The organism is Vibrio mexicanus (assembly GCF_001012815.1).
GTDB lineage: Bacteria > Pseudomonadota > Gammaproteobacteria > Enterobacterales > Vibrionaceae > Vibrio > Vibrio mexicanus.
Genome location: NZ_JYJP01000145.1, coordinates 1 through 12,040, shown reverse-complemented (window position 1 = coordinate 12,040; position 12,040 = coordinate 1). Strand labels below are relative to the sequence as shown.

Annotated in this window: 12 protein-coding genes and 1 pseudogene; 5 read left to right on the top strand and 8 right to left on the bottom strand. The window is 43.8% G+C overall.

Annotated elements, in window-relative coordinates; all coding sequences use genetic code 11:
• Nucleotides 1-3: 3 nt before the first annotated feature.
• The 4 genes from UA76_RS23800 to UA76_RS21860 all read right to left on the bottom strand — a co-directional run bounded on the left by UA76_RS23800 (nucleotide 4) and on the right by UA76_RS21860 (nucleotide 2,619).
• Complete coding sequence (locus UA76_RS23800; RefSeq protein ID WP_157617705.1) at nucleotides 4-171, bottom strand: hypothetical protein; 168 nt, start codon at nucleotides 169-171, stop codon at nucleotides 4-6.
• A 101-nt stretch (nucleotides 172-272) separates the two neighbouring features.
• Nucleotides 273-878: a DUF1800 family protein gene (locus tag UA76_RS25340; protein ID WP_047049994.1), complete on the bottom strand. Its 606-nt coding sequence runs from the start codon at nucleotides 876-878 to the stop codon at nucleotides 273-275.
• A gap of 17 nt (nucleotides 879-895) precedes the next feature.
• Nucleotides 896-1,516 (bottom strand): DUF1800 family protein, encoded by a 621-nt coding sequence (locus UA76_RS25335; RefSeq protein WP_047049992.1) that lies wholly within the window; start codon nucleotides 1,514-1,516, stop codon nucleotides 896-898.
• Between the two features lie 233 nt (nucleotides 1,517-1,749).
• On the bottom strand, nucleotides 1,750-2,619 hold the full coding sequence (locus tag UA76_RS21860) for a LysR family transcriptional regulator (protein WP_047049990.1): 870 nt from the start codon (nucleotides 2,617-2,619) through the stop codon (nucleotides 1,750-1,752).
• Between the two features lie 99 nt (nucleotides 2,620-2,718).
• Between UA76_RS21860 and UA76_RS21855 the strand changes: the two genes are divergently transcribed.
• The 3 genes from UA76_RS21855 to UA76_RS21845 are packed head-to-tail and all read left to right on the top strand — an operon-like array spanning nucleotide 2,719 to nucleotide 6,035.
• Complete coding sequence (locus tag UA76_RS21855; RefSeq protein ID WP_047049988.1) at nucleotides 2,719-3,783, top strand: HlyD family secretion protein; 1,065 nt, start codon at nucleotides 2,719-2,721, stop codon at nucleotides 3,781-3,783.
• 9 nt (nucleotides 3,784-3,792) lie between these two features.
• On the top strand, nucleotides 3,793-4,845 hold the full coding sequence (locus tag UA76_RS21850; protein ID WP_047049986.1) for a DUF2955 domain-containing protein: 1,053 nt from the start codon (nucleotides 3,793-3,795) through the stop codon (nucleotides 4,843-4,845).
• Nucleotides 4,842-6,035: a patatin-like phospholipase family protein gene (locus UA76_RS21845; RefSeq protein ID WP_047049984.1), complete on the top strand. Its 1,194-nt coding sequence runs from the start codon at nucleotides 4,842-4,844 to the stop codon at nucleotides 6,033-6,035. The genes UA76_RS21850 and UA76_RS21845 overlap by 4 nt, the downstream gene beginning before the upstream one ends.
• Before the next feature lie 59 nt (nucleotides 6,036-6,094).
• On the opposite strand, the gene UA76_RS21840 is transcribed toward UA76_RS21845, so the two are convergent.
• Nucleotides 6,095-6,934, bottom strand: a complete 840-nt coding sequence (locus tag UA76_RS21840; RefSeq protein WP_047050049.1) for an isopenicillin N synthase family dioxygenase — start codon at nucleotides 6,932-6,934, stop codon at nucleotides 6,095-6,097.
• A 455-nt stretch (nucleotides 6,935-7,389) separates the two neighbouring features.
• On the opposite strand from UA76_RS21840, the gene UA76_RS21835 reads away from it, so the two are divergent.
• Nucleotides 7,390-8,553 (top strand): GGDEF domain-containing protein, encoded by a 1,164-nt coding sequence (locus tag UA76_RS21835; RefSeq protein ID WP_047049982.1) that lies wholly within the window; start codon nucleotides 7,390-7,392, stop codon nucleotides 8,551-8,553.
• 23 nt (nucleotides 8,554-8,576) lie between these two features.
• On the opposite strand, the pseudogene UA76_RS21830 reads toward UA76_RS21835, so the two are convergent.
• From UA76_RS21830 to UA76_RS22735, 3 genes and pseudogenes are all read right to left on the bottom strand, one after another.
• A pseudogene (locus tag UA76_RS21830) lies at nucleotides 8,577-9,319 on the bottom strand (dienelactone hydrolase family protein).
• Nucleotides 9,320-9,392: 73 nt separating this feature from the next.
• A complete protein-coding gene (locus tag UA76_RS21825; protein WP_047049980.1) occupies nucleotides 9,393-9,692 on the bottom strand; it encodes an EF-hand domain-containing protein in 300 nt (99 codons plus the stop codon).
• A 113-nt stretch (nucleotides 9,693-9,805) separates the two neighbouring features.
• Nucleotides 9,806-10,696 (bottom strand): GGDEF domain-containing protein, encoded by an 891-nt coding sequence (locus UA76_RS22735; protein WP_052772128.1) that lies wholly within the window; start codon nucleotides 10,694-10,696, stop codon nucleotides 9,806-9,808.
• 244 nt (nucleotides 10,697-10,940) lie between these two features.
• On the opposite strand from UA76_RS22735, the gene arsB reads away from it, so the two are divergent.
• Nucleotides 10,941-11,999, top strand: a complete 1,059-nt coding sequence (arsB, locus tag UA76_RS21815) for an ACR3 family arsenite efflux transporter (RefSeq protein ID WP_047049978.1) — start codon at nucleotides 10,941-10,943, stop codon at nucleotides 11,997-11,999.
• Nucleotides 12,000-12,040: the final 41 nt, after the last annotated feature.

The window sequence follows — 12,040 nt, the reverse complement described above, 5'->3', positions numbered from 1 at the left end:
GGGTTATTCTCCTTGAGTCACGAAATCTGGGGATAAAATAAGCTGTACAATTAGCGCTCGCAGAGGGTTGATGTTGTTGCGATTGGCCGTTTGTAAGTATTGTTCTACGAGCATTCGCATTGCGTCACTCATGGTGTGCGAGAACAGGTGCTCATCAAGTAAGTCAATCACTTTTAGTAGGCTAGAAGGGTCATTTTTGGCTTCATATAAACGCTCGATGTTGTCGTAACCAATGTAAATAGCTGGCCCAGACTCTGATTCAAAACGCGCAACTAAATCGGTGATTTGGCGGTAGTAGTGGTGAATGTCGTCCCAGTTGTAGAGCTTAAATTCGGGCGCAGCGATGCCTTGGAAGCGCTCATCCGTTGGCGACTCTTCCGGTTGGTAATAGTAAAAGACGCTTGGCCCTCCAAAATGGTTCGGCGATTGTGCCAAGAGAAGGCGTCAGGAAGCATAGTGTAGTTGTTTTTGAGTTTAACGTTGAGTGCTCGCAAACCATGTTGGAAAACAATGAGTGGGTCACGAACCAGTCCATCGTGTTCATCTTGTCGCGAGTAAGTCGCTTCATCGTCGGTTAATACGGCCTTAATCAACGCCAGCATTTCTAGACCACTATTGTTAAATGCGTTAGCGACGCGCTCGACATAGCCATGGCTAGGATTAGAGGTCACCATCTTCCGAATGAAGAACTTAGCAATAAATGGTGCTATGTTTTGGTGGCCACACAGGATGTCGATGAAAGCTTCTAGATCCTCTTCTCCAGATTGCCCCTGAACAATCGTGGTACCCAGAATCGTTTTAGCATTTTGATTGTGGAGATCTTGAACCATAGTCATGGGTCTTTGCCAATCATCGTTTCTCAATTTCCAGCCGGTCATCACTTTGGCGCCTTCTTCTATGTCCTTTTGGGTGTAAGACAGCTAGGGCTACCGTCAGATTGGTGGATAACAGTGCCATCCATGCGAAGTAGGCTTGGGCCAAGTGTAAACAGCTGCATGATTTCACGAGCAAAGTTTTCATCGGGTGGCGTGCCATCGACATGATCATTGTTGAGGTATGTGAGGTATTGGCCCATAACCGGTGACTGCGACATCTCTAGTAAGAGTGTTTTGAAGTCGGAAAAGCAGTGACGAGACAGTGTGTCGTAGTACTCTGCAATGGCGATCTTTCGCTCATTGTTCTTTAGAACAGGGTTGTTCGAGCTCACCACAAATAGCTGGGTTAATACGTAGCTGATTCGATGACGCAAAATATCGTTGCGATTGAGTAGCATATCGGTATAAGCCACATCGAAGTGAACATCACTCCACCCCTGATTGTGGTGAAGAGACTGCATCTCCTTTTGTCGATTCACTAGGCTAGTGCGAAATACATTGGTTTGACTTTCAATCCAACTCTCAACGCTACCCGCTTCGAGTACATTTTTGAGATCGTTGGATTTAAAACCCATTGTGGCCTGCAGCAGAAGCTGCCTGGCACGTTTTTCATTGTTGATTGGGGTATGACTAGTTTGCATACGACTTCCTTGCTAACGGTTAATGTCGTTAACAAGATAATCAGGTTTGTGTCAGAGAGTGTGCTGATTTTGTTGGAAGTTTGTTTGTCTTTAAAGGATTTGAACCAAGGTTTATAAATTGTGTTCCGTGAATGTTAGTGTGCAAATAGTTTAGGAATCAGAGTTGAATCTTTACATTTAGTTACTCTATGAGGCTTAAGTATGAGTGCAAAGTTGTCGTCGCTCTGTACCCATCAATCTGACGAGTTGAGTTTTTCTCTGAACAGATCAATAAAAGCACGTGTCTTTTTCGATAGCGCTTTGGCTGAAGGGTAAATGAGTGTCAGGCTAAGACGAGGAAATTGAGTGTGTGGCAGCACTTGTACAAGCTCACCTGATTCGATCGACTTCTTGGAGTGAGTTTGCGGCAAAAATGCGATGCCTTGGCTTTTTAGTGCTAAATAGTGCATGAGATTGAGGTCGTCCGTCTTCAACTGTATTGGGATGTCGTCGTCGAGCAGGTCTGCATTAAAACGGTTGGTGAAAACACGATGTGCTTTCAAATCGTTTACAGATTCACAGGGTGGGTGAGATCGGAGGTAATTTGGTGATGCGACGAGATGAGAGTAGTAGTGGATTAAACTAAATTGAACATAGCTGTCATCGGTAACACTGACCGCATCTGGCAGAACTTGTAAATCAAATCCTTGGCGCTTCAAATCAATGCTTTCTTGGTGATTTTCAATCTCTATGCGGACATTTGGAAAACTCGATGAGTATTCTGTGATGATCGATTTGAATATTTGAGATGTCATTAAGGCTGAAGGGATAGCGATTCTAATAACACCACTGAAATCTTGCTTGGACTCTTTTACAGCAATCAAGCTTTGTTCAATATGGTAGAACTGCTGTGCAACCAACTCATAGAGGTGCTTTCCTGATTCCGTAAGCTCGATTGTACGGGTTGTACGAATTAAAAGTTCACAGCCAAGTTGCTCTTCCAATGTTTGTAAGCGTCGGCTCACTTTGGAACGCTGCATGTCGTTTGCTTTGGCCGCTGCGCTTATACCGCCGTGAAGAACGGTTTGGGTAAATATTCTTAGATCATCAAAGTTTACGTTCATTGTCCTATTTTTAGCTCTATTATGTGCTTATTTTTATTCTACCAGATTCATTTTTCGATCCCTATAATTCTTAAGCATAAACTCTATGAGGGGCTTAATATGAAAGAAAATCAACTATTTATTCGATGGATGAAAATACTCTCGATTGTATTTTTTGTCTCATTTGTGTATCTAATTGTTGCAGATAGAAGAGCGCCATTTACAACTGAGGGACGTGTTTATGGTCAGGTAGTTCAAATTGCTCCTGAAGTGACCAGTAAAGTAGTCAGTGTGAATGTTGCTAATAATGAGGCGGTAGCGGAAGGTGATGTGTTGTTTGTGCTGGATGACCGTAAGTATGCGATTGCTTTAGAGCAGGCGAAACTTTCGCTTCAATCAGCGAAAGAAAAGGAGCACGCACTACGTGCACAGCGGTATGCAGCTGTCGCCAATATCGACCGGGCCAAAGCATCTTATGAAAATGCGCATACCGAATACTTAAGAATTCAAGAGCTAGCGAAGAGTCAATCGGTTTCAAAATCAACGGTGGATTCATTGTCAAAACAGTATCAAGTAGCGCGTGCAGCATTGGAGATCGAGAATCAAAATCTTGAAATGCTGAATGCTCAAATCGGTACCCATGCTGATGGGACAACGGAGGTGCGTTTAGCCAAAAGTCGACTGGAGCAAGCGAAACTTGATTTGAACAATACTATTGTTCGTGCTCCAAGTGCGGGAGTGGTTACCAACTTAAAGCTGGAAGTGGGTGCGATGGCGAATTCCAATATGCCTCTAGTGACATTTGTCTCGGAAGGTTCAATGTGGGTAGCGGCTGATTTTCGAGAGAAGTCGGTGACTCGTGTGGACGAGGAGTATTTGGCATTGGTCACGTTTGATGCTTATCCAGGTCAAATATTTCGATACAACGTAGGAAGCCGGGACAAAGGGGTTGCAACGGGGCACCAAAATCCAAATGGAACATTGACTCAAATCGAAGTGAATAATCGTTGGGTGCGCGACGCTCAAAGAACGCGTATCAATCTTGAGCATGAGGAGCCGTTACCGAGTTCTCTATTTGTTGGGTCGAGAGCGACACTGTCACTGTATTCAGGAGAAAGCCGTTTTTGGCAGTTCATCGCGCGAGCTCGTGTGCAACTGGTGAGTTGGTTCCACTTTATTTATTAAGGGGCAGCTATGAAAACGCTGAGAATATGGTTTGCTTGTTCTTTGGGGCTTGCGGTAACGGTGATGTTTGGGCTGGATTACGGTTTTCTCGCCATACTGCTGCCTATGTTCGTACTAAGTAACACCGACAGCTTCAATATGCCGTTGCTTATGCTTATTCTAATTTCGGCGGCTTGGACGACGATTCAAGCGATGCTGTTGGTCGATGTTCTAGGTGGGTATCCGGTTATCTTCCTATTGGCCGTTGCGTTAGTTTTCTTAGTTAAAAGTATCGCGATGACCAACAAGAAAACCTTTCTCATCGGTTATATGGGCATCATTATCGGGTCTGTGATCCTTAATTTGTCGACCTACCCCTTTATCGACATTGAAGATATGGCGATTACCATTTGGGTATATTGCTTGCTTAACATAGTGATATGCGCGTTAGCTTATTGGTGGTTTCCGTCTAAGAAAGCACTTGATCAGCCAACCACTGAACAGAAGAGCGCTGAACCGTCTCAAGCAGAGGAAACAGAGGCTCAGCCTCCTCAGTATGTTGCTGAGAATGTTTTTATGGTTTGGTTCATTGCGATAGTCGCTTTCGTCACATTTCAGGTGTTTGACCTATACGATTCGTCGGCAGCACATGCATCTGTATTGGTAATTTTAGCTCCTATGAGTTGTGCAGGGGCATTAAAAATGGCCAAGGTTAGGATTATTGGCACAATCATGGGCTGCTTAGCCGGGTTAGGGATGCAACTGATCCTCGGATTGTGGTTCGATAATGCGTTTCTTTATTGGCTACTGTTCACGATCGCCATGGGCCCATTCTGCTATTGGCAAACTCAAGGCCCAGCCAAAGGCGCGATCGCCTTTTCTGCGATGGCAGCATTGACGGTACCGATGACCACCGCACTTTCGCCTGGAGAGAAGGACGCATTTTTCGCATTACTGTATCGATTTAGCTCTATCTTTGTGGCTGTTGTGATCGGCGCTATTTTGATATTTGTATTGCAACAATGTTTTGAGTATCGACGCAGAAAAACGCACTCACTTTTGCTTGAGGAGTCGTCAATATGAATAAGCGAGGATCGAATAATTCTAGCAGCTTAATTAAATTAACCACATCTAGAACGATATTAGCTTTAGCGCTGCTCTTGATTGTGGGGTGCAGTACATTACCTGAGCGTAATGCGGCAGAAGACTCACACAAAATGAATCCGTTGGAAGTGCCTGGGCTGCGATTTTGGGATGAGCAAGTGGTTGAAGCACATAATTATGATGTCTCTAAGGAACTGAAAACTCTACTGGAAAATAAAGAGGAAACGGACAAAGTGATTCATATTGCTTTCTCTGGTGGTGGAGTGAATGGCGCATTTTCTGCGGGAATCTTGAATGCATGGACCGATACAGGCCTTCGTCCAGACTTTGATGTGGTTACAGGGGTGTCAACTGGCGCGATAGTCTCGGTGTTTGCTTATCTTGGCTCAGATTATGACACTGACCTTAAACACTATTACACCGAGACGGCTATTGAAGACATGTTCAAGCGACATTCTATGTTTAGGCTTGTCGGTGGAACGTCGTTTGTAGACACTTCGGGTTTTGAACACAAAGTTCGAGATGCGATTACTTATGAATTAATGGAAAGCCTTGCTGAAGAGCGTGAGCGTGGACGGCTGTTATTAATTGCGACCACAAATCTAGATAGCGAAAAAATGGCGATCTGGGATATTGGTCGAATTGCTCAGGTAGGGACACCCAGTGCTCAAGCCCTCATTCAGGATATTGTCATTGCGAGTAGCTCTATTCCGGGAGCCTTTCCAGCTAAGTTGATTCCACTGTCTTATGAGGGGCAAGAGTATGATGAGCTTCATGTTGATGGCGGCGTTTCCAGGCAGGTATTTTTAATACCACAGTGGATGCACAATAGTCTGCGTTCTTCTGATCATGAACAGGAAATTTATGTGGTGAGAAATGGCTACTTGAATCCTCAATTTGATGAAGTTCAAAGCTCGATTTCGACGGTATCTGCACGCTCCATTTCAACGTTGATTCGTAGGCAAGGTATCGCAGACGTTGAGTACATATACCATTATAGCGACCGTAACGAGTTTGCTTTTCAACTTGCACATATCGAGGACGATTTTGATGAAGATGGTCTTGAACCTACGGGGTTAGCTTACATGAATCGTTTGTTTGATTATGGTTATCGAAAAAAGAGTGAGTCGAGGCTTTGGACGGATCGGCCACCGAGCATGAATGAATAAGGGCCAATACTGGCCCTTATTTTTTTTAGAACGGTGACTAGTCGAACAATGGAAAAGTATTAAATGACCCCCAGCTCTCTTAGACGTTCCATTAAGTAGCTGTCTGCGGTGTGCCTTTCAGACAGCACCACCTCTGGTTTAGGGTGTAAGAATAGCGGCAGAGAGATGCGTGAATTGGTTTGTCTCTCACCCGTCGGGTTTATCACGCGGTGAGTGGTGCTTGGGAAGTAACCGCTAGAGGCCTCTTGAAGCATATCGCCAATATTAATAATCAAGTTACCAAAGTCACATGGGACATCCAGCCATTCACCTTCTTTGGTTTTTACTTGTAGCCCAGGCTCATTGGCCGCAGGAAGCACGGTTAACAGATTAATATCCTCGTGCGCAGCTGCACGAATAGCGCCTGGTTCTTCTTCACCGGTCATTGGTGGGTAGTGCAGAACACGAAGTAATGTCTTTTCACTGCCGTTGATCATTTCAGACAGAGCAATCGAGAACTTCTCTTGCACATCGGCAGGGGCGTGTGCTTCGACCCAGCTTAGTAGTTCCTGTGCAAAAGCGTTGGCCTGCTGATAGTAATCCATGATTTGCTCTTTAAGCTCTTCGGGAATTTGCCCCCAAGGGTAAACATGAAAGTACTCTTTAATGTCCTTTACTGTGTGGCCTTTAGCCGTTTCAGAAACATTAGGAGGGAAGTAACCATCTTGCGTTTCCACATTGAACATAAACTCATGTTTACGCTCATCACTGAAAAACGCATGCCAATTTTGGTATATAGATTCGACCAATTCTTTAGGAATCGGGTGGTTTTTAAGTACGCCAAAGCCTGTGTCTCTCAGAGATTGGACAAAAAGCTCGGCGGCGTTATCGGCAGTATAATCAACAGTTTCTAATTTCATCGCTTCACACTTATAGATTGAGTGGCTTGTTGTTTTAGTTGTGAGAGCAATGTTAGAAGTTAAGGAGATGTTGATCAAATTTTTGTGATAACTCTATGAGATTTAGTGTTAATAAGATCGAATTAATCACGATTTCAACGTGGTTGATGGGTGTTAGGTTTTATACTTTTTATTCCAATTAGGATTTAAATAACCTAAGTTGAGTTCCAATTTAATGCATATATGACAGATGAATTAATTCATCCTCTGGATGTTTCGTGTTGTGATATTTGTATTCGCAATGAGATGTGCGTCGCATATTTGGCTTGAAATGAAAATCATATCTAAGCATGAGGAAGCTATACAAACAGTTGAGCTTTCAAGGCTCTATTGCAAATCAACACGCTTTGTAATGAATTTCTACCTAACGCAAATGGGGTATAGTGTGCCGGTCAGAACTAGGAATTAACCAAGGCATGAGTGACTTTTCTTTAGATACGAGAACGCTTAACTTTATCATTATTTTATTTTCAGTGATTTTCTGCACTGGGTTGATGCTGTTCCAACGTTCCCAGAAGCGCATCGAAGGCCTTTCATTATTTTCAATGTCGATCTTCATCATTGGTACTGGCCCATTTCTGATGAGCTTTAGAGGTGTGATCTCTGATACTTTAAGTATTGTTGGTGCAAACATGTTGATTGCACTTGGTTTTCATTTAACGCTCTATAGCCTCTCTCTTTTTCGTGGCTACACTCGAAGGTTGGCTCGAATAAGTGCTAGCTTGATGGTTGCAGTTTTTGTTGGTTTTTTCTTTTACACCTACGTTGTTCCATCAATTAATAGCCGTATAGTGATTATAAGCAGTTATCTAGCATTGGTGACGTTGTTTACCTCCTATGCAGTGATGAAAGGTTCAAGAAAAGATTTACCCACGGCTGTTCGAATGATGGGGATGACGTTCTTAGTGTACAGCGCTTTTATGGTTTTCCGAGCTCTAATTACCTTATCGTCTGATGAAATGAGCAGTTTTATGGCGGCAAATATCATCCACCAAATAACGTTCATATTGAGCATAGTTTTAATTGTTTCGATGAGCTTTTCTATGTTGTGGTTGATCAACGCGCGCTTACTTCAATCTATACATACTCTTTCCTATGAGGACCCGCTGACTGCGTTGCATAATAGACGCGCGTTGGAAGCCACCGTTTCTTCTATTATGAATTGTCAGAATACGCATTCAGTGAATGTGATCCTGTCTGATATCGATAACTTTAAGCGTATTAATGATAACCATGGTCACTTGATAGGTGATGAGGTGATCAGGAAAGTGGCGGAAGAGGTGAGAACGTCATTACACCCAAATGCCAAAGCGTTTCGATTGGGAGGCGATGAAATTATGATTCTTTTGCCCAACTCCCACTTAGAAATTGCGAAAGATTACGCGGATTCTTTAAGGCAGTCGATTGAGAAAATACAGCTCGAAGCTACGAACCCTATCGAGCTGACGTCTAGCTTTGGTATCGCTCAGCATTTGCCAACGGAAACTTGGCATGAGCTGGTAGAGAGAGCGGATCGAGCGCTTTACGTAGCAAAGCGAGAAGGCAGGAATCGCGTGTCGGTTTGCGCTAGCCACGAGTAGGCGAAGCTAGCGCACTTCTTTCGCTAGATTTTGGTGGTGTTTTCTAGGAACTCTACGAAAGACTGCCAAGATCGGGTATCCGCCACCTCATGATAGCGCTGGGAGCCAAAGACAGTAAAGGCATGAGGTGCGCCGCTGTAGGTGATCATTTCATGATCGACGTTATATTCCTCCAACTCAGTTGCCAGCTGAGCAAAGTCTTGCATGCTGATTGCGGTATCTGCAGTGCCATGAAACACCATTATTGGTGCTTTAGTGTCTGCATAACTTTGCCCGTTCGGCGTAGTTAACCCTCCGTGGAAGGTGACAATGCCTTTGACATCTGCTCCCGCTCTTGCTGATTCAAGTACCGCAGCGCCGCCAAAGCAATAGCCCATTAAAACGGTGTTATCTAGTTACCACCCATGGCACCTGCTTTTTGAATACCTGAATTCATGAGTTTCTGAAGCTTCATTCTGTCTTTGTATAGCTCACCGGTGTGCGCTTTTTTATCCGCCACTTCTGTTGGCCTTACCCCTTGCCCAAATAGGTCGACAGCAAAAACGTTGTACCCCAAGTCGTTGAGCATATGTGCTCGCTTCATTTCGTAATCCGTTAACCCATCCCAGTCGTGAACCAGCACCACTAAAGGCGCGGAATCACTGGCTTTCGACCAATAGCCTTCGTAATTAGCCCCGTCTACTTGGTAGACGACGTTTTCACCGCTGAGCGCAGGAAGACTGACAAGGATAGTGACGAGGAGTGGTGTAGAGAGTTTGCTAACCATAATGACGTCCTTGTGTTTCTATCGTTCTATGAAAAAGGCAGCGAAGGGTTGGTGCGCTGCCTAGTGGTTTGATTTATCGTGCTTCGTTGAGTTCTTGCGGCGAGAGCACACCATCGCTGTCTTTATCTAGAATCACGAAGGTGACGAGCCCGCCTTGGAAGTTATTCGTTTGCTGATGTCGCTGAGCTTGATAGACCATGAGTTCTTCACGGCTTATCGCTCCGTCTTTATCGGTATCAACAATCGCGAACCTTGGATCTTGCTTAAGGTCTTGAATGGCTTGAGTGTCGTCTCGGCTAGAGTCTTTAGAACCGAAGGCGGCTAGTGATACACATAATGTACTGGCCGCGATAACAATGTGGGTGGATTTCATAGTGCCTCCTTACTGAACTGCACTTTACAAAAAAATACGTTGTAAAGTCAGCTTAGGATCTCCTATGAAAAAGAGAAAATTAATATCGGTAGATAGAGCTAATTAAAGTGATATCAGGCTGCATCTTGATTGGCGCAGTAGCGATTCCTGCCGCGAGATTTTGCTTGGTAAAGGCTCTTATCAGCCAAATCATAGAGTTTTTCAAACTCAAAGGGATGTGCTGATGATGTCGCGCCACCTATGCTCGCAGTACACGTCACAGACTTGCCTGAATGGTAAACACGCATTTTGTTGATACTATCTAAAATACGATGAGCGGTTGTATCGGCTTCCTGTTCATTTGTATTTTTTAGAAGGACGACAAACTCTTCTCCTCCAAGTCTCGCTACGTAATCACCTTTTCTCAGGCCGAGCTTAATCGCATTTGCAACTTGTACTAATACTTCGTCTCCAAATGGATGGCCATACTTGTCGTTAATGTCCTTAAAGTTATCTATATCGATGACTAACACACTCATTTTTTCAAATAGCTGCTCGTTTATTTCAAAGTACTCTTCGGTCAGCTTTAAGAAAGCGCGTCGATTTGGTATTCCAGTAAGAGAGTCAATTTCGGCCAGATGTTTCATTTGGTCAAAGCGCTTTTTGTACTGATTGACCCATTGAACACACGCCAAAATGAATAGCATAAACCCTGTTGTTGTTAACACATCTTCGCCAACATCCAGCAGTTCGTTAAGTGCATAAAACTCATCGAGTAAGTCGAGTAAATTACCTATCACAAGCAGAGTTAACGCAATAAACAGAGCAGTGAAGGTAGTTGAAGCATCTCTCAGTTCATGTAAGCGGTAGAGGAGGTAAAAGCAGATAAGCAGCTGCACAAGCTCAAGCCCGACATCAATTGAGTTGGGTGCAATTCGTGGGAACTGAATCATCACATAACCCATTAGCAGTATTGAGCCCAGCACGACTAAAGACGCCTTGTTATGTAACACACTGAATTTCATTAAAACCTATTCCTTTAAGCGTTTTGGCGCATTAGCACTTTCTAATTAAGTATAGAAGCTTCCTTGCTGCGCAGTTAAAAAATGAGTCTGGTTTGGCGGCATTTTGGTAATCATCATTGATAATGAATATTTTGTGACAGAGGTTGACTCGTGCAAGTTCTTATATATGATATTCCATATATATGGAATTGTGAATGTATTCTAATTCATTTGTCGTGACTCAAGTTTTGTAGGTGATAAAGTTATGAGCGTTGAAAATGTTGTTGCTAAACCGGATGCAGCAGGAAAAATGGGGTTCGTTGACCGTTATTTGACTGTTTGGATCTTCCTAGCTATGGGGTTAGGGGTGTTTATTGGTGTGACATTCCCGCAAGTAGGGGAGTGGAATGAGGCTATGACCGTGGGCACCACGAATATCCCATTGGCTATTGGCTTGATTTTGATGATGTATCCGCCTTTGGCTAAAGTGAACTACAACTTGTTGGGTGAAGTGACGAAAGACCGCAGAGCCATTACATTGTCATTAGTCATGAACTGGATTGTTGGGCCAATCTTGATGTTCACCTTGGCGATTATTTTCTTACGCGACCATCCGGGTTACATGGTTGGCGTTATTTTGATTGGTCTTGCTCGTTGTATTGCTATGGTACTGGTATGGAATGATATTGGCGGGGGCAACAAAGAGTATGGTGCAACGTTAGTCGCTCTAAATAGCGCGTTCCAAATCGTAACCTACAGCTTCTTAGCGTGGTTGTTTATCTCTGTTTTACCGCCACTGTTTGGTCTGCAAGGTTTTGATGTGGATATTACAGTACTCGACATTGCTGAAAGTGTGGCCATTTACTTGGGTATTCCTTTCTTAGCAGGTTACTTGAGCCGAAAATGGCTAGTCGCTGCCAAGGGCGAACAGTGGTACCAAGAGGTTTTCATTCCTCGTATTTCACCGATTACTTTGATTGCTCTTCTTGCGACCATCGTTCTGATGTTTAGCTTGAAAGGGGAAATGATCTTTGAGCTGCCGGGCGATGTGTTACTGGTTTCGGTGCCTTTGATCATCTACTTCTTGTCGATGTTCTTTATCAGCTTCTACGCAGGTAAAAAACTTGGCTTGCCATACGATAAGAATGCTTCAATTGCGTTTACGTCTTCGGGCAATAACTTTGAGCTCGCGATTGCAGTTTCAATTGCCGTATTTGGCTTAAATTCAGATCAGGCATTTGCAGGTGTGATTGGACCTCTCGTTGAAGTCCCTATCCTGATTGCGCTGGTCAATGTGGCGTTAAAAATGAAAGCGCGTTACTAGGTACTTGATACACAAAAGGCTGCAATATTTGCCTGTCTCTT

What these genes read in the sequence shown, in the direction of transcription:
- UA76_RS25340 (WP_047049994.1), bottom strand. Translation starts at nt 878, where the DNA reads ATGACCGGCTGGAAATTGAGAAACGATGATTGGCAAAGACCCATGACT.
- UA76_RS25335 (WP_047049992.1), bottom strand. Translation starts at nt 1,516, where the DNA reads ATGCAAACTAGTCATACCCCAATCAACAATGAAAAACGTGCCAGGCAG.
- UA76_RS21860 (WP_047049990.1), bottom strand. Translation starts at nt 2,619, where the DNA reads ATGAACGTAAACTTTGATGATCTAAGAATATTTACCCAAACCGTTCTT.
- UA76_RS21855 (WP_047049988.1), top strand. Translation starts at nt 2,719, where the DNA reads ATGAAAGAAAATCAACTATTTATTCGATGGATGAAAATACTCTCGATT.
- UA76_RS21850 (WP_047049986.1), top strand. Translation starts at nt 3,793, where the DNA reads ATGAAAACGCTGAGAATATGGTTTGCTTGTTCTTTGGGGCTTGCGGTA.
- UA76_RS21845 (WP_047049984.1), top strand. Translation starts at nt 4,842, where the DNA reads ATGAATAAGCGAGGATCGAATAATTCTAGCAGCTTAATTAAATTAACC.
- UA76_RS21840 (WP_047050049.1), bottom strand. Translation starts at nt 6,934, where the DNA reads ATGAAATTAGAAACTGTTGATTATACTGCCGATAACGCCGCCGAGCTT.
- UA76_RS21835 (WP_047049982.1), top strand. Translation starts at nt 7,390, where the DNA reads ATGAGTGACTTTTCTTTAGATACGAGAACGCTTAACTTTATCATTATT.
- UA76_RS21825 (WP_047049980.1), bottom strand. Translation starts at nt 9,692, where the DNA reads ATGAAATCCACCCACATTGTTATCGCGGCCAGTACATTATGTGTATCA.
- UA76_RS22735 (WP_052772128.1), bottom strand. Translation starts at nt 10,696, where the DNA reads ATGAAATTCAGTGTGTTACATAACAAGGCGTCTTTAGTCGTGCTGGGC.
- arsB (WP_047049978.1), top strand. Translation starts at nt 10,941, where the DNA reads ATGAGCGTTGAAAATGTTGTTGCTAAACCGGATGCAGCAGGAAAAATG.